Below are 18,150 nucleotides of genomic sequence, written 5' to 3'. Positions count from 1 at the left end.
AAACTTAGTGAACTTAGGAATTATCAAAAAGAAATATGCACCCCATGACAATTAGAAAAAAATCCTAAAAATTTACACTTTAATATTTTTTTACTTTCATTAAGAATTGTATCTATTAAATAAGCTTTTTTTCTCGATTTTGTGAATAGGTTAAAAAACTAAATATTAATTAAATTAAACATATTTTTTAACAAATAAATTAATAATTTCTTCTAAAAATTGGGAATCTTCAATAGTAAATGGTTCCAACTTATGACTGTCTATATCCAGCTCTCCATATACATTTCCGTTATTATCAATAATAGGAATAACTATTTCTGATTTTGTTTTTTCACTACATGAAAGATAATTTTCTGCTTTAGAAACATCCTGAACAACAAAGGTATTTTTTGTTGCAGCAGCCTGACCACAAATTCCTTCACCAAAAGGTATCTTTACATGTTCTGTTGGTTCGCCAAGATATGGACCAAGTTTTAATATATTTTTTTCATTTTTGTCAGTTAAATAAAAACCTACCCAATTATAATAATCCACATTGTCATATAATACTTTTACAATTTTTTCCATAGCTTTATTAATGTCTTTTGTATCATATATAATCTTTTCTATTTGTGATAGCAATTTACCAAAAAGCGCTTTTTTAGTATCCACCGGCCTATTATTAATAAATTCTAAAATCGCCTTATCAACAGTTTCTCTAATATCTACGTTATTTAAAAAATGATAAAATGAATCAACCATAATAACAGTTCCATAGTAAGTATCGATATAATAATGAGAATTTAAACCCAACATTCCCATAATAAATACAACAAAATCACCACGTTTTAATTGATAATGTTCAGCGTTTCTCGAAAGTTTTTGAACCATTTCTTTTTTTACACTGAGAAAATTGTTCTCCCAATCCTGCTTAAATAAATCAAAATCTTTTCTTCTAATATCTTGTAACCTTTCTTTTATTTTTTCTTTGTTTAAATCTTCTTTCTTTTCATATTCACTAATTAATCTGGGATGTTTTTGTTTATATTCCTTCCATCCTTCATACCAATATATTTTATCCATATTTAATATTTTCAAAAATTCTGGTGTTAAATCTTGTAAAATACTTCTCATTTTTTCAACCTCCTTCCAGTTTATTTAATTTTACCATTTTTATCTTACAGAATTTTTGAGAAATAACATTTGATATTAAATGTTAAAAATAGTATAATAGTATCACATAAAATGGTAGGGGGGATAAAGTTGAGTATTGCAAAAAAACTTTATAACAAAGCTCTTGAAAATTTAGTAGATGATGTTATTATTGAAGATTTTATTATTGGTATTGGAGAAACAGCTGTAAAATTAAGCGATGGTAGAGTAGGTTTTGTTGCTACAAATCGCGAAGATACTTTAGGTAAATGTGAAGAATTTTACAAATGTATGGGATTAGACGGAAAACCAGAGAGTAAAGCTAATATTGGAATGAAAGCAAAAGATTTATTAGAAGTAGGATTATTTTCTGGTGATCCATTATTAAGATCTGTATCTTACGCTGCATTAAATGCTGTCTTTAATAAAAATCCAGAACGATTTGTTGGTGGAGATACTTTAGAATTAATGGAATTTAAGAAAAACGATGTTGTTGGAATGATTGGCGAAATTACGCCCTTTGTTGAAACATTAAAACCCAAAGTCTGGGATGTTCTTGTTTTTGATAGACAAAGGAGAAGTGATGAAGTACTTCCAGATTGGGCAATTATAGAGATGCTCCCAAAATGCAGTGCTGTTATTATCACTGGAACTTCAATTGTGAATGGAACTATAGATTGGATATTAAATTATGTTAACACAGATAGAGTTGCAATAGCCGGACCATCAACTATGATGGTGGAAGATGTATTTCCTGTAAAGATTTTATCAGGTGCATATGTTGAAAATAGCGATTTATTATTTGATCTGATAAAAAAAGGAGCAGGAACCAGAACGTTATTTAGATCTGGTGCTGCTCGCAAGGTAAATTTATTATTTTAAATATCTATCCAATTCATATAATGATTTTATAGTTTCTGAATATTCATATTGACGATTTAACCTATTTATAAGAATTGATTTTATCCCAAAATTATTGCCGCCGAGAATATCAACATTGTAATTATCTCCAACAAATATCACATCATCTTTTGATAATCGCATTTCATTTAATGCATATTCAAATATTTTAGGATCCGGTTTATATAACTTCGTGGCATATGAGGTAATAAGATAATCAAATGGAAAATGATTTTTGTTTAAAGTTGGAATTACAAAATCATCATCAGCATTTGAAAGTATTGCTATTTTCATGCCATTTTCTTTTAAATATTTTAAATAATCGACATCTTCGTATGGTGGCAGGTTAATAAATGTTTTATACATTTCATCTATATAATATTCTGGTGAATTTTTTAATTCAAAAACATCTATTATTTTTTCAAACATTATTTTATAATATTCCCTTTCAGGTTTAAACGGTTTTAAATGATAGTCCTTAAATATCTCTTTATATGTTTCATTAATCTTTTTTTCGATTATCTTTGATGGATAATTACATTCCTTTGAAATAATCTTAGCGATTGGTAAAAATAAGTGATTTGCATTTATAAGCGTTCCGTAGAGATCAAATATTATACCTTTTTTCATTTTAAAAACCTCCTTGTTAAATTTTCAAATTAATTATACCAGTGTATTATTATCAAAAAGATAACGTCTTTAAAATTTTACTCAAATATTATAATTGCCAAAAGAAAATATGCTATAATTTTTATGAAATCAATTATTTGTTGGGGAGGGAGTAACATATGATGGTAGATAGACAGGAATTTTTACAAAAGCTTATTACAAAAACAGATTCAAAAATAGTAATGCTTGTAATGGATGGAATAGGAGACACAGTTATTAATGGAAAAACTCCTTTACAAGCTGCAAAAACTCCAAATCTCGATAAAGTAGCAACAGAATCAGACCTTGGTCAAACAATACCTGTTTTACCAGGAATAACTCCAGGTTCAGGACCTGGACATCTTGGTATTTTCGGATATGATCCTATTAAATACCAAATTGGAAGAGGTATCCTCGAAGCACTTGGTATTAATGTTGAAGTAGGAGAAAAAGACGTTGTTGCAAGAGCTAATTTCGCAACATTAGACGGTGATATTGTTGTTGACAGAAGAGCTGGAAGACCTGCATCAGAAGAATCAGCAAGAGTAGTAAAAATCTTACAGGAACACATAAAAGAAATCGATGGTGTTAAAATCACTTTCTATCCTGGAAAAGAACATAGATTCGTTGTAAAACTAACAGGAGAAGGATTAGATGACAGAATTGAAGATGCTGACCCACAGAAGGAAGGATTGCCAATTAAATGGGCACACGCATATGATCCTGCTGCAAAAAAAACTGCAGAAATAGTTACAAAATTAATGAAGGAAATTAGAGAAGTATTAAAAGACGAACCAAAAATCAATTTTGCATTAATTAGAGGATTTTCAAAATACCCTGCAATTCCAAAATTCCCAGAAGTTTATAAAATGAGAGCAGCTGCTATTGCTGTTTACCCAATGTATAAAGGTTTAGCTAAATTGGTTGGAATGGATATTTTAGATGTTGACGGAGAAACACCTGCAGATGAATTTGAAACTTTGAAAAAACACTGGGATGAATATGACTTCTTCTATGTACATATTAAGAAAACAGATTCATACGGAGAAGACGGAAACTTTGATGCTAAGGTTCACGTAATCGAAATGGTTGATGAAGCATTACCAAAATTACTTGAATTAAATCCTGATGTTTTAGTGGTAACAGGAGATCATTCAACACCTGTAGCAATGAGCGGACACAGCTGGCATCCAGTTCCATTTATGATAAAATCCCCATATACAAGAGCTGGCTTATCAAAAGCATTTGATGAATTTGAAGCAGCAAGGGGCTCTATGGGAACAATATATGCTGTTGATCTTATGGGATTGCTTCTCGGTAATGCAAGAAAATTAGAAAAATTTGGAGCATAATGCCATTTTTTGTAACACTTTTTTCAGTAGCAATTACAATAATCCTTTTAATAAAAGTAAAAATGATAACTACAGCCATAATATTTATGGCTGTAGTCTTTTTTATTAACAAATATTCCTTAAAAACTAAAGTTCTTTTTTTAATTATAATAGGATTAATCGTATTCAGGACACTTTTTATTACTAATGTTTTACCCGATAATCTTAATAACATTGACCTGGGAATTTTAGGATATATTACAGATAAAAACTATAATCAATTTAAAGTAAAAACAGAAAAAATTTTCTTTGAAAACAAATGGGTTGATTATAATAAAACATTATATTTTAACTATAATAAGTTTTCTGTTGATCCATTTGAAATTGGAAATAAAGTATATATCTATGGGAGTTACCTGAATGGAAGGTTTAATGCGGAGTATATGGCAAATTCAAATGAAGGAAGCATATACTCTATTAGAAATTATTTCAAAAAACGTATTTATAATCATTATGATTATTCAACAAATAATATTTTATTTTCCATTCTTTTTGGTGGCATAAGCCCTACATACTCTAAAATTTACAAGGAAGCTGGACTTTTGCATTTATTTGCTGTTTCTGGTTTTCACGTATATCTTCTTTATTTTGCCATATATTATATATTTTCAAAGACCTTAATTCATATACATTATAGGCGCATTTTTACTATAATAATATTGCTTTTTTATCTTGCAGCTTCAGGTTTTTCTCCTTCAGCAACAAGGGCTGTGCTTTTGCTAATTTTTGTTGAATTATCAAAAATCTTTGGCTTTAATATAGACACATTAAATCTCCTTGGAATAGTTGGAATAATAAATTTATTATATAATCCATATAGTATATTATCACCAGGATTTTTAATGAGTTACTTTGCTTCATTTTCAATATTATTTTCTCTAAAATATACTAAAAACCCGTTTATAATTACATTATCAGCATATCTTGCTGTTGCACCATGGAGTATTATATTTTTTAATGGAATTTCATTACTTGGAATCTTTTTATCGATAATTATTACACCGATAATATATGCAATAATGTTTTTTGGAGTTATAGCAATCTTATTCCCAATACCACATTTTTTAGGGATATGGATTGATTATTCATTAAAAGGATTCAATGAATTTTTGATTTTTCTAAATTCTAAAATCCCATATATTATCTTTAATGATAATTCTGCAAAATTCATTTCATATTTTATCAGTATAATAATACTGTTCTTGTTTCATATGATAAAACCCAAAATTTTCTCAAATAGATTACAGGAGGTAATATAATGTCAGGAAAATTCATTTTAATTGTAGGTCCTATGTATTCAGGAAAAACTTCAGAATTAATTTCATTTATAGAAATCTATACACTTGGAAAGAAAAAAATCAAAGTATTTAAACCTATTATAGATACAAGATATGCTTCAGAATATGTTGTTTCACATACCGGTACAAAAGTAGAAGCAATTCCTATTAAAGAATCAAAAGAAATGTATAATTATCTTGATTATGATGAAAAAGCAGTATTTGTTGATGAAGTTCAATTTTTTGATGAAGGCTTAAAGGATGTTATAAATGATTTATTAAAAAAAGGAATAAATGTTTATTGTTCTGGATTAGACCTTACATATAAAAACAACCCATTTCAGACTACAATTTTGCTTTCAGCATATGCTGATGAAATTATTAAAAAGAAGGCTGTATGTCATGAATGTGGAGAATACAACGGAACTATTTCATTTAAATTAGTTGGAAATGGTGATGAAATAGATGTTGGAGGATTTGAGAAGTATATTGCAGTATGTAGAGACTGCTATGAAAAATTAAATGCAGAGAAGTAATTCTCTGCATTTAATTTATTACATCCATTTTTTACTTTTAAATAATAAGGCTGTTAGAATCATTATTATTATAGAAGAAATAATTATATTTACATATGTTAATGGATTTTCCTGAAACGGCAACTTTACATTCATTCCATAAAAACTGGTAATAATAGTTGGTATTTGCATTAATATAGTAACAACAGTTAAGATTTTCATTACTATATTAAGGTTATTGGAAATAACAGAGGCATATGCATCCATCATTCCTGAAAGAATGTTACTATATATATTTGTAACTTCTATAGCCTGTCTGTTTTCAATTAATGTATCTTCAAGCAAATCTTCATCATCTTCATATAATTCCAGAATTTTACCTTTTAACAGTTTTTCCATCATTATTTCATTCGATCTCAAAGAAGTAGTGAAGTACACTAAACTTTTCTCAAGATACATCAGTGTTTCTAATTCGTTGTTTTTCATAGATCTGTGTAGTTCTTCCTCAATTAAATCTATAGTTTTATTTATTTCTTTTAGATAATCCAAAAATAGTTTTGCATTTTTAAAGAATATCTGAAAAATCATTCTGCTTTTTTTGTGTGGATTTAATAAATGTGTTTCTATCATTTTTTCAATAAATGCAATTTCCTGTTTCATTGCAAGCAATGTATAATTTTTTCCAATTATTATGCCTAAAGAAACAGTTTTATATGGTATTTTATCGTCTTCTTCATTTTTCATTGGAACTTTTAAGATAAGCAATATTGTATCTTCATCTATTTCAATACGTGCTCTTTCATCTTCGTCCATTGAATCGGTAATAAAATCAGGATCAAAGTTCAAAAGGCTGGATAACATGTGTATTTCATCCTGTGAAGGATTTACTACCTTAATTAATGCATCTTGAGAAAAGCTTTTTGCCTCCACTAATTTGTGCTCAATTCTTTTGTAAAATTTTACCATTTTTATCTCCTCCTTTTTTTATTTTGTTATGGCGGTCTAGATAAAGGATCTTCGCTACAACTAAGATAATCCATAAAATTCACCCCTTTCGATTTTTAAATTGAAATACATTTAATTATAACATATTTTCTTACTAAAAAACTATTTCTTTTGTATTATAATCCTTTCTGTTAATTTCTTCAATAAATAACTGATTACAAAAATGGTGAATAATGTTACAACTATTGATGGTCCTGGCGGAATATTCAAATAATATGCAATTACTATCCCAAAAAATCCAGAGAATATTCCGATTATAGAAGAAATAATTAACATCTGGTTTAGTGTTTTAGCAAAAAGTTTGGCAATTACGCCAGGTGTTATAAGCAATGAAGTCACAAGGATTATCCCTATAATTTTAACGGTAGTAACAACTACAATTGATACTGTTATTAAAAATATATAACCAATTAAGTCAATAGGCACTCCATATATCTTGGCAATCCTCGGATTAAACGCATAATATTTAAGTTCTTTATTAAACAATATTACAAGGGATAAAATCAATATAGCCACAACGGATAAAATAATTACATCTTTCTGGGTTACCATTAATATGTCTCCAAATAGATAACTGGTAATTTCAGGTGTATATCCTGGTTTTAAATATAAGAATATAACTCCCAATGCCATTGAAAATGAAAGAAGCATACCAATTACACTATTTTCATTTATTTTTCCTTTTTTACCAATAAAAAATATAGTCGTTCCAAAAAGAAGTGCTACAATTATATTCATAATATCAATATTAAATCCAATTAAAATAGCTAAAGCAATTCCTCCAAAGGCTGTATGAGCAGCACCTTCGCCTATAAACTCCATTTTTTTCAAAACAATATAATTCGATAATAATGATGCACTAAAACCTGCCAAAACTGCAGATAAAATTGCATATACCATAAAATCATAACTGAATAATTCAATCATTTTTGCTCACCACTTTCAACGGCTGATTAATATGTACAAGTATTTCCATCTCTTCAGCGTATATATTCTTTAAATCATCAGCAGTTACATCAATTGCATTCTTATGACAATGTAAGGTTCTATTTAAACACATAACTTTATTTGTCTTTTTTACAACCATTGAAATATCATGACTCACAAGTATTATCGTTAAGCCGAGTTCATCATTTAATCGTTCAAGAATATCATAAATCATATTTTGTCCTTTTTTATCTACTCCTGCTTCTGGTTCATCAAGTATTAATATATCTGGATCGCTTACCAGTGCTCTTGCAAGAGATACTTTTTGATATTCACCACCAGATAACTTTCCAACATTTCTATCAAAAAGATACTCTATATTTAACTTTTTCATGGTTTCTCTAACCTTTTCAATATCGCTTTTTTTGTATCTTTTTAATAATCCAACGCTTTTGTACATTCCCATTAATACAACTTCATATGCCTTTATTGGAAAAGTCCTATCAAATTCATCTTTTTGGGGAACATATCCAATTTTTCCATTAATCTCTACTTTACCCTGATAATTTTCAATTTCTCCAATTAAAATTTTTATGAGTGTAGATTTTCCTGCACCATTAGGACCTATAATTCCAACAAAATCTTTTTTATATATATCAAAGGTAATGAATTTTAGTATCTCATTATCTTCAACAGAATAATTAAGGTTATTAACGCTTATAACCTTTTCCTTTTTCATTGCTTACCCTCCCCCTCATGCTGGCAATTAGAACATATGCCTTCAAAATAAAGAATATGATCTGTGATTTTAAATTTCAGTATTTCTTCAATATATTTACTGTATTCTTTTTCAAAACACATATCAAGCTTTTCAAACTTTTTGCATTTTATGCAGTAAATATAGTGAATATGACCATTTGGACGATAATAATAGGTTATTTTATCGGAAAATACTATGGACTTTAAAATATGATTTTTTTCAAAAAAATTAAGGTTTCTATATATTGTTGAAAGATCATATTTTTTGTTGAGTAAATTATATATTTCTTCTGCATTTAATGGATAATCTATATTTTCATATAATTTAAGTATATCTTTTCTGGGTTTTGTGAGTTTCATAAAAATCACCTAATAGTATTTAAGATATTTAAAAAGTTAATAAGATATAACTCATCTATGCTATTAAAGGAATTCCCTAAAGGATCGAGCATTCCTAAGTTTACTTTAAGTGTCCTGGCAACTTTTTCTGCAATTTTTTGATTTAATTGTGGTTCAGAAAAAACACCTTTTATATTGTTTTTTCTCGCAGAATCATATAATTTTTTCATATCTGCAATCGATGGCTCTACACCCGGTGATTTTTCAATAACTCCAGCTATTTTTATATTATAATGTCTTGCAAAATATGGAAATGAGTTATGGAATGTAATAATACTTCCGTTTATTTCAGAGGATTTAATCTTCAAGTATTCATCCATTAATTCTAATTTTTTTATAAGTTTTTTAGAATTTTCGGAATATAATTCCTTTTTTTCAGGATTTAACAAAATGAGTTTATTGGTAATCTCCGGAATTATATATTTATACATTAATTCTGGATCTAACCAGATGTGAGGATTACTGTCTATAATCATATCCCTTGGAATAACCTCACCAGCAAAAATATAACTGATATTCTTTTTTTTGATATTAGTTATAACCTTATTTAAGAACACTTCTGAATTAAGCCCGTTAAAAACTACAAGATCACTTTTATATATCTTTATTAAATCCTTCGAGGAAACAGAATAAGTATGGGGACTTTTACCTGCTGGTACAATGATGTTAATTTGATCCTCATTGGATACAATATCTTTCAAAACAAGATAATATGGATATATTGAAACGGAAATATTTAAAGAATATCCTAAAACACCAATAATTAAAATAACTGCCAAAAATAGGCTTTTTTTCATTACTACACCACCTCCATATTTTGTAATTGCAAACCATTTGCAATTATACATTGAAAATGTTAAGCAAATATAAAAATAGAAGAACTTAATATATAGCAATTGTGAATATCTGGTATAATAATAGAGGCTATTATTTTTAAAAAGGAGGTAAGGGATGAAGTATTCAAGAGTTAAAAGTGCTTTTGTAAGCGGTTTTGAAGTAAAAACTATACTTGTAGAAGTGGATATTAACTCTCGTTCAACACAACAGGTTTTTAAAATAGTTGGAATGCCAAATACTGCCATTCTTGAAAGTCAAAAAAGAGTTTTTAGTGCTATTAGAAATTCCGGTTTTAATTTTCCAAATGGAAACGTAACAGTAAATCTGGCACCAAGTAATTTAAAAAAACAGGGAACGCATTTTGATTTACCTATTTCTGTTGGAATATTATTAGCCTCTAAACAAATTAATTTTGATATAGATGATTATTATATTTTTGGTGAAATCGGATTAAATGGGGAAATAAGAGGAATACCCGGAATTACTTTATTGTTACTTGAATTAGCTCAAAAAGAAAAAAACGCTAAATTCATCATCCCTAAAGAGAATGAAGAGGAAGCTTTATTTTTAGAGGAAAACAATGAAGTTTATGTTATATCTCATTTATCTGAAATAATCTATATTTTCGATAATGAAAAAAAAGAAAAATATAAGGCTGCACCTGGGGAAAAATTTTATGAAGAAAATGAAGAACAAATTGATTTTTCTGATATTAAAGGGCAATATTTTGCCAAAAGGGCTGCTGAAATTGCTGCAGCGGGATTTCACAACCTTTTAATGAAAGGAAGCCCAGGATCCGGAAAAACAATGATTGCAAGAAGAATCCCAACTATACTTCCAGAAATGACACGAGAAGAAATAATTGAATCAACAAAAATATATTCTATATATGGTTATCTCAATAAGATTATCAGGAAACGTCCATTTAGAGCGCCTCATCATTCGGCATCAACAGCCTCAATTATTGGTGGCGGTTCTGATTCCAAACCTGGTGAAATAAGTTTGGCACATAATGGTGTTTTGTTTTTAGATGAATTTCCAGAATTTAGAACAGATGTTATAGAAGCTTTAAGACAACCACTTGAAGATGGCATTGTCACTATCTCTCGTGCAAAGGTTGTCGCAACATATCCAGCGAAGTTTATGCTTGTCGCTGCCCAAAATCCATGCCCTTGTGGTTATTATGGCGATCCTGAACATGAATGTACATGTTCTATAAATCAAATAATAAATTATAATAGAAAGATTTCAGGACCAATTTCAGATAGAATTGACATAAAAATCACTGTTCCTCGTGTAAAAATAGACGAATTATTAAATGACTTTTCAGAAGAATCATCTGAAGCTATTAAAGAACGAGTAGAACGTGCAAGCAAAATCCAGATAAAGAGGCAAAACAAATTAAATGGAAAACTTACACAAAAAGAAGTTAAGAAATATATAAAACTTGATGAAAAAGCTGAAGAATTTTTAAAAGAAGGTGCAAAAGCCTTTAAAATGACTGGCAGAGGAATAAATAGAGTTTTAAAGGTTTCAAGAACTATAGCTGATTTAAATGATTCAAAATATGTAACTGTTGAACATGTATCAGAGGCATTTCAATATAGAGGTGAGGAAAATTTATAGAAATGATTATGGTGATTTTTTCTTCCATGTAAAGGATAATACAGAAATAATAAATATTTTAGAAAATACTATTAATATCCCTAAAAGAAATATCTACTTCTTTTCAGAAGTAAAAAATGACACATTGTATATTAACAATATTGGTAAATTTTCTGTTTTCAAAATGAAAAATAAATATGTTCAAGGTAATACACAGACATTCCTCGATTTTATTATTGAAAATGAAATAATATATTCTATTCTGAAATTACTTAAAAAAATAAATATTCCATTTACAGTATGGGATCTTATAAACTTTTATAAAAGCGGTTATACTTTTAGATTTTTAGGAAATGAAAATGAAATCCTGGCATTTTATATTGTAAAAAATAACAAAGTCGAATTAATGGAATTCTCAGTATATAATCCGTCTCTTATTCTTCAGGCTTTAAATGATATAAAAAATTATACAGCAGATGAATATCTTATAAGCTTATATCCTTCACAGGAAAAACTAAAAAATGCCTTAAAAAAATATGGTGCTATTTTACAAAAGGAATATTATGTTTTTGTAAAAGGTAATCATGGAATTCATATTGATTATCCAAATAAAAATGACTCAAAGAATTTATTGGATTTTTTCAACACAATATTTGAAAATTCTGAAACACTTTTAACAACAGCTGATGAATTTGATCTTTCGGAAAAAGAAATAAAAACCTTAATTGATTTTTCAAATAAAAATTTTGGATTTAGAACATTAATTGCAAGATATAATGAAAATATTATAGCTAATTGTGATATTCAATGGAATTTAAAAAGAAGAAGAATTCAAAAAACGGCAAAACTGGGAGTTTCTGTTTTAGAGCGGTTTAGGGGTATTGGAATTGGCAGATTATTAATAAAAAATCATATTACGTGGTGTTTGGAAAATCCAAAAATACACAGACTTGAATTGGAGGTTTTTTCCAACAATCCAAAAGCATATGAGTTATATAAAAAACTTGGTTTTATAGAAGAGGGAAAACGAAGAGAAGCAGTTTACATAAAAAATAAATATTATGATATTATTATGATGGGAATAATTACAGAACCTAAAAATATTTTTTTAGAAAATAAAAGGGGATAACCTTCTCAGTTATCCCTTTTTATTATCCACTTTTTCTTCTTATAAACTTAGTATAAACGGAAATTCGCGTAGGATGAATATTTTCATTTAACATTAATTCATATAACCTTTTAAATGCTATACTTCCCATCTCCTGTTTAAATACCTTTACTGTTGTAAGAGGGGGATTAAACTTTTTAGCCATAGGAATATCATCAAATCCTATTATTTTAACTTTATCTGGAATCCCTATTTTATATTTTTTTAATTCACTTATTATTCTCATTGCAGTTATATCATTAGAAGCAAAAATAGCTTCTGGTATTTTACCTTTTATGATTTTTTGTATTACAACGTCAATATTATTTTTCACATCATCATATTCATAACATTGACTTTTAAGTTTCGCGTTTTTCATTGCATCAATATATCCATCATGTCTTCGTTTAAAACTATAAGATGTTAATGGTCCATGAATATGTATAATATCTTTATATCCTTTATTAATCAAATAATTCACAGCACAGAAAGCTCCATTATAATTATCTGAAAGTACGCTATCTATTTCTTCACCTGTAATATAATGGTCCAATAACACGATAGGTTTTTCTGTATCCTTAAATTTTTTCAATATTTCCCTCGTTACATCAAGGCCTACAAGAATAAAGCCATCAAATTTTTCATACAAATCATCTTCCAACCATAACTCCTTTACAATTGCTCCATGCATCATTGCCAATGCTTTTATTTCTCTAACAATTATTCCATAAAATTGTCCTCCAAGTTCATCACTTTCATCTCTCAATAGTTGCATTCTTTTCCCAAGCCCTAATCCTATTTTAAATCTTTTTTTGCTTTTTGCCAGAGCCTTCGCAGAAAATTTTGGTTTAAAATTCAATTTTTCTATAGCATATAATACTTTTGCACGAGTTTCTTCACTAACATTAGCAGTATTATTTAATACCCTTGAAACTGTTGCCGTAGAAACACCGGCTAATTTGGCAACATCGTCAATAGTTGCCATATTTTTTGCCCCCCTCATTTAAGTAAATTACGAATAATATTTTCTAACGTATTAAAACTAAAATATTTTTTCCCTACTTCAAAGTTTCTTTCTATTATACCATAATATTTCTCTTTGTTAAATAGAATTTCTATTAATTCATCTGCTGCTTTTTCTAAAATCTCCCTATTTACTGTCACAAAACCATCAATCATTTCATATTCATTTCCAAGATTAATATATTCAAGCCCTGAATTTTTAATATCGCTTAAAAATATTTCATATTCAAAGAGAACAACAGGTTTTTTGGCAACAATTGCTTCTAACAACTGATTCCCCCAACCTTCAAGAATTGATGGATATGTAATTATATCAGAAATATTGTACAAATCCCAAAAGCTCCATATTCCTTTTTCAACTGCATTATACATATCAAGAATCTTTACATTAAGCTCTTTTGCCTTTTTTTTCAATTCGTCAAAATATACATCATCTTCACACATTCCTGAAAATGCAAGAAGTATTTCACCATTAAACCTTTCTCCATTATACAAAATTTCACCTTTTTTATCTTTAACCTTTTTATTGAACACTTCAATTAAATCTATTGCCAATTCAATTGCTTTTCTTCTTGTTACACGAGTTGCTTGCAAAAAGATAATGCTATTCTTTGGAATATCATAATATTCCCTAATTTTTTTATTCAATCCCTCTATAATAAATGATTTTTCTTCAAAATCCATCACATTAGGAACTACAGTTGCTTCAACATTTTTTCTCTTTTTTAATTCTTCTTTTGCAATTGAATTAATTACCATATGTTTGATATTTTTTCCAACGGGAGGGCAATAATATTCCAACAATTTTTCAATTTTTTTAGAGGTTGAATTGAGAAAATACTCTCTTTCCCACCAGAAATCATGATGGTGAGCTATAAATAATTTTTCAGGATGTAAATCTGCATATCTTTTTAAAGCAATTGCTGTTGGAAGGAATGCTCCTAAAGACCATATATTATTTGGAAAAATAACATCATATTTTTCAAGTCCTTTTTCAAAATTTTTTAATAACTTATCACTTTCTAATTCTATAGCCTTTACTAGTTCATCTTCTGTAAAATCTTCTAATTTCTCAAATGCATTTTTATTTATAATTCTATATAATTTATTTTCAAAACCTATATCTTCAATGTAATTATCAACACCTTCCTTTTTATTGCCAGCCACAATATCGGCATTATGCCCAAGCTTTTCCAATACCTTTTTCCATTTATCCATCTCTAAAGATACTCCATCCATTAATCCACCACGATAATGCAATAATGCCATATTCATTTTTTTTCACTCCCTTATTCTCTTTTCTGTTTCTATATCAAATAACATTACCCTTTCTTCATCAAATGAAATATGTATAGTTTCACCAGAACTATATTTTGGGAACGATGGTGAAACAATTTTTATTATTTGCTCTCCAATTTCAATCGCTATAATTTGATGGGAACCTTGTGGTTCCACAACAAGTATATCCCTGCTAAATATAGCCTCATCTTTTGAAACTATTTTAAAACTTTCTGGTCTTATTCCAAGAATAATTTCATCTTTATTATAATTTTTTAGTAATTGCTTAATTTTATCTGACAAACTAAATTTTAATTCTTCATTATAGAAAACTATTTTATCCCCTTCATTTTTGATATTCATTTTAAAGAAATTTGTAGGTGGAGTTCCTATAAATCCTGCCACAAAAACATTTTCACTATCAAAATAAACTTCATCAGGTGTTCCAACCTGTTCTATATTACCATCTTTCATAATAACTATTCTGTCTGCCATTGAAAGAGCTTCTGATTGGTCATGAGTAACGAATATTGTTGTTGCACCGGTTTTATTATGTATAGCCTTTAATTCTGTTCTCATCTTTATTCTGAGCTTAGCATCTAAATTTGATAATGGTTCATCCATAAGGAATATCTTTGGTTTTACCGCCAATGCTCTGGCGAGAGCAACTCTTTGTCTCTGTCCTCCAGAAAGTTGTCTGGGATATCTTTTTAAATATTCCTGTATTTTCACCATTTCTGAAACTTCCTGAACTATATTATCTATCTCCTTTTCAGGCAACTTTCTTAATTTTAAAGGAAAAGCTATATTCTCATATACGGTCATATGAGGCCATACAGCATAACTCTGAAAAACCATACTTACTTCTCGTTTTCTTGGTTCTAAATAAGTTACATCATTATTATCAATTAAAATTGTTCCTTCTGTAACTTCTTCAAGACCTGCTATCATTCTTAAAGTGGTTGTTTTCCCACAACCTGATGGACCTAAAAATACTATAAATTCACCGTTATCTACTTTTAAACTAATATCTTTTGCACCCCATACACTCTTTCCATAACGTTTTGATAAATTTATAAGTTCAAGTGTAGCCATATTAATCTCTCCTTATATTTAAGATTTTAAACTCTAACGCCACCCCACATTTGAAGTATATATCTTCTTATTATTAAGGTGAATATTATAGCTGGTAATGCTAATGAAACACCTCCTGCAGCACTTAAGTTTATCAATCCCTTAGCTCCTACAAGAGTTTGATAAACAACAACTGGAAATGTAGGGTTAAATTGTGTAAGAACTATAGCCTGTGCAGTTTCTGCCCAACTTCCTATAAAAGCATACATAGCGCTTGCGGCTAATCCAGGTAATGCCAGAGGCAGAGTTACTTTCATAAACGCGCCAAACCTCGTGGTACCAAAAATCATAGCTGCTTCTTCCAGCTCAACAGATATACCCATAAATATACTTGCGGTAATCCATATTGTCATTCCAATTTGACCAACCGAATATACAAGAGACAATCCAATAGGTTTATCATAAAAACCCATATTTATCAATATAATTACCATTGGCATTGCTATTGAAATACCAGGAAACATTCTAACAAACAATACGCTTAATTTAAGCCAATTTTTACCTTTAAATGTATATCTTGCAAAAGCATATCCTGCCATTCCACCAATAATTAAAGAAATAAAAACCGTTAAAAATGCAACTTCTATACTTCTCAGTAATGCTGGTAATGCATCACTTGTAACTCTAAAAAAGGTCACATAATTATCAAAAAGTTTTTTGGGCACACTAAAATGAACCGTAGCTATTTGATCGTATTTTTCTTCTATTTTAGACAATTCTGATTCTATTTCATTTATTCTAGTATTTTTATTATTTATCTCTTCCTTTATCTGAGATATTAAATCTTCCATACCTCCAATTTTTTCTGCCATCGATATTTTATCCATTAATCTTCCAACATCTACATTCAATTGATTTAATTCCCGTTCTAACAACTTCCTTTGTTGAACAAGACTATCTATTTCACTTTTATTTTTCTCTATAATTTCATTTAATTTAACTATTTGAGCATCAAACTTTTCTTTTTTTATTTCACTATTTGTTTTTCTTCTTATAAACGTTTTTATATCTTCAAACTTACTTTCTTCAATAATTGTAATATATCTTTTTTTTGCCGGACTATATACGCTAATAAGCAATTTATCAGGATTATCCCATGAACGTTCTATTCTAAAATGATTATAAAATGATGGAACCAGTCTTGTTGGCCAATCATAAGCTTCCTGATCTGACATAAGAGAAATAGTAACAAGAAAATAAATTGGAGTAAGTATTACAAGAATTATTCCCGCTACAACAATATAAAATAATGTTGAATAAAGAATTTTTTTATACGTGTATTTAGAGGATTTCATTTAGGATTCCTCCTTTTCAAAGGCACCGGAAACCTTCAAATATATTATTGAAACTATAGAAACTATAACCGAAACTATTACAGAATATGCAAGTGCTACTCTATAAAAACCAAGAATTTGTTCTTTATAAAATACAACCTCTTCCAATAATACTGGTATTCTTCTGTATCCATATATCATAACAACTATCAACCATACCTGAATAGCTGAAATTATTCTCAAAATTAATGCTGTTTGAATACTCGGTTTTAACATGGGAATTGTAATTTTTCTCAAAACAGTAAACTTTGTCCCGCCGAATATATATCCTGCTTCTATTGAATCCTTCGGTATCCCTTGAAGTCCTGCTAATAAAATAACCATCATAAAAGGAATAACCTGCCATGCATCAATTAATATTATTAACATAAGTGATTGAAAATCATTCCCTGCAAGAAATACAATTTTTTGATTTGCATCTATTATACCAAGATGATAAAGAATACTATTCATCCAACCATATGACGCAAATCCACTTGACCACATAGCTCCAACTGCAACAGCAGGTAAAGCCATAGGAATTAAAGCAATAGATAAAAGCACCTGCGAACCTCTAAATTTTTTATTTATTATTAATGCAAGCATTAATGCGATTACAAATTCTAAAGTAACTGACACTATTACAAAAAATGATGTGTTAAAAACTGCCTGTTTAAAATATGGATCTTTAAATATAGTAATATAATTATTCAAAGTAAATATATTATTTTCATCAAAAAAACTATATACAATAGCAGTTATAACCGGTCTTACCCAGAAGATTAAATAATATATAATTGTTGGAGCAATTAAAATGTAAGGTATCCATCTTTTTTCAAGTCTTTGTGTACTCAAAGGTAT

General features: G+C 28.6%; 18 protein-coding genes. 6 read left to right on the top strand and 12 right to left on the bottom strand.

The genetic code is table 11. The features are described 5' to 3' along the window. Window positions 1-174: 174 nt before the first annotated feature. Window positions 175-1,113, bottom strand: a complete 939-nt coding sequence (locus XO10_RS10540; RefSeq protein ID WP_217671724.1) for a GAF domain-containing protein — start codon at window positions 1,111-1,113, stop codon at window positions 175-177. A gap of 129 nt (window positions 1,114-1,242) precedes the next feature. Between XO10_RS10540 and XO10_RS10430 the strand changes: the two genes are divergently transcribed. Next, a complete protein-coding gene (locus tag XO10_RS10430; protein WP_175421486.1) occupies window positions 1,243-2,013 on the top strand; it encodes a DUF364 domain-containing protein in 771 nt (256 codons plus the stop codon). On the opposite strand, the gene XO10_RS10425 is transcribed toward XO10_RS10430, so the two are convergent. Then, entirely contained in the window at window positions 2,005-2,661 is a 657-nt protein-coding gene (locus XO10_RS10425; protein ID WP_175421485.1) for an HAD family hydrolase, read from the bottom strand. The two genes, XO10_RS10430 and XO10_RS10425, sit on opposite strands and share 9 nt — an antisense overlap. 161 nt (window positions 2,662-2,822) lie before the next feature. Between XO10_RS10425 and XO10_RS10420 the strand changes: the two genes are divergently transcribed. From XO10_RS10420 to XO10_RS10410, 3 genes are read left to right on the top strand one after another with little or no spacing between them, the layout of a single operon-like run. Continuing rightward, window positions 2,823-4,031 carry a 2,3-bisphosphoglycerate-independent phosphoglycerate mutase gene (locus XO10_RS10420; RefSeq protein ID WP_175421490.1) on the top strand — a complete coding sequence of 403 codons (1,209 nt, stop codon included), beginning with the start codon at window positions 2,823-2,825 and terminating at the stop codon, window positions 4,029-4,031. Further along, entirely contained in the window at window positions 4,031-5,329 is a 1,299-nt protein-coding gene (locus XO10_RS10415) for a ComEC/Rec2 family competence protein (RefSeq protein ID WP_175421484.1), read from the top strand. Before XO10_RS10420 ends, XO10_RS10415 begins: the two co-directional genes overlap by 1 nt. Then, a complete protein-coding gene (locus XO10_RS10410) occupies window positions 5,329-5,883 on the top strand; it encodes a thymidine kinase (protein ID WP_014297558.1) in 555 nt (184 codons plus the stop codon). Before XO10_RS10415 ends, XO10_RS10410 begins: the two co-directional genes overlap by 1 nt. An 18-nt stretch (window positions 5,884-5,901) precedes the next feature. Here XO10_RS10410 and XO10_RS10405 read toward each other — a convergent pair whose 3' ends face one another. From XO10_RS10405 to XO10_RS10385, 5 genes are all read right to left on the bottom strand, one after another. After that, window positions 5,902-6,828 (bottom strand): magnesium transporter CorA family protein, encoded by a 927-nt coding sequence (locus XO10_RS10405; RefSeq protein ID WP_014297553.1) that lies wholly within the window; start codon window positions 6,826-6,828, stop codon window positions 5,902-5,904. A 141-nt stretch (window positions 6,829-6,969) separates the two neighbouring features. Next, window positions 6,970-7,794 carry a metal ABC transporter permease gene (locus XO10_RS10400; RefSeq protein ID WP_014297552.1) on the bottom strand — a complete coding sequence of 275 codons (825 nt, stop codon included), beginning with the start codon at window positions 7,792-7,794 and terminating at the stop codon, window positions 6,970-6,972. Next, on the bottom strand, window positions 7,787-8,533 hold the full coding sequence (locus XO10_RS10395; RefSeq protein ID WP_014297551.1) for a metal ABC transporter ATP-binding protein: 747 nt from the start codon (window positions 8,531-8,533) through the stop codon (window positions 7,787-7,789). The genes XO10_RS10400 and XO10_RS10395 overlap by 8 nt, the downstream gene beginning before the upstream one ends. After that, complete coding sequence (locus tag XO10_RS10390) at window positions 8,530-8,913, bottom strand: Fur family transcriptional regulator (protein ID WP_014297550.1); 384 nt, start codon at window positions 8,911-8,913, stop codon at window positions 8,530-8,532. The genes XO10_RS10395 and XO10_RS10390 overlap by 4 nt, the downstream gene beginning before the upstream one ends. 5 nt (window positions 8,914-8,918) lie before the next feature. Next, on the bottom strand, window positions 8,919-9,749 hold the full coding sequence (locus XO10_RS10385; RefSeq protein WP_175421483.1) for a metal ABC transporter substrate-binding protein: 831 nt from the start codon (window positions 9,747-9,749) through the stop codon (window positions 8,919-8,921). Between the two features lie 154 nt (window positions 9,750-9,903). Between XO10_RS10385 and XO10_RS10380 the strand changes: the two genes are divergently transcribed. After that, window positions 9,904-11,415, top strand: coding sequence for a YifB family Mg chelatase-like AAA ATPase (locus tag XO10_RS10380; RefSeq protein ID WP_014297548.1), 1,512 nt, complete (start codon window positions 9,904-9,906; stop codon window positions 11,413-11,415). Next, window positions 11,399-12,523 (top strand): GNAT family N-acetyltransferase, encoded by a 1,125-nt coding sequence (locus XO10_RS10835; RefSeq protein ID WP_014297547.1) that lies wholly within the window; start codon window positions 11,399-11,401, stop codon window positions 12,521-12,523. The genes XO10_RS10380 and XO10_RS10835 overlap by 17 nt, the downstream gene beginning before the upstream one ends. A gap of 22 nt (window positions 12,524-12,545) precedes the next feature. On the opposite strand, the gene XO10_RS10370 is transcribed toward XO10_RS10835, so the two are convergent. From XO10_RS10370 to XO10_RS10350, 5 genes are read right to left on the bottom strand one after another with little or no spacing between them, the layout of a single operon-like run. Further along, complete coding sequence (locus tag XO10_RS10370) at window positions 12,546-13,526, bottom strand: LacI family DNA-binding transcriptional regulator (protein WP_014297546.1); 981 nt, start codon at window positions 13,524-13,526, stop codon at window positions 12,546-12,548. Between the two features lie 14 nt (window positions 13,527-13,540). Then, on the bottom strand, window positions 13,541-14,839 hold the full coding sequence (mggS, locus tag XO10_RS10365) for a mannosylglucosylglycerate synthase (RefSeq protein WP_014297545.1): 1,299 nt from the start codon (window positions 14,837-14,839) through the stop codon (window positions 13,541-13,543). Between the two features lie 6 nt (window positions 14,840-14,845). Next, window positions 14,846-15,937: an ABC transporter ATP-binding protein gene (locus tag XO10_RS10360; protein ID WP_175418606.1), complete on the bottom strand. Its 1,092-nt coding sequence runs from the start codon at window positions 15,935-15,937 to the stop codon at window positions 14,846-14,848. Between the two features lie 26 nt (window positions 15,938-15,963). Further along, complete coding sequence (locus XO10_RS10355; protein ID WP_014297543.1) at window positions 15,964-17,271, bottom strand: carbohydrate ABC transporter permease; 1,308 nt, start codon at window positions 17,269-17,271, stop codon at window positions 15,964-15,966. Beyond that, a complete protein-coding gene (locus tag XO10_RS10350; protein ID WP_175421482.1) occupies window positions 17,272-18,144 on the bottom strand; it encodes a carbohydrate ABC transporter permease in 873 nt (290 codons plus the stop codon). Between the last annotated feature and the right edge of the window lie 6 nt (window positions 18,145-18,150).

It is taken from the genome of Marinitoga sp. 1135, from assembly GCF_013363245.1.
Classification (GTDB): Bacteria; Thermotogota; Thermotogae; order Petrotogales; family Petrotogaceae; genus Marinitoga; species Marinitoga piezophila.
This window is presented reverse-complemented; position numbering and strand designations above follow the sequence as displayed.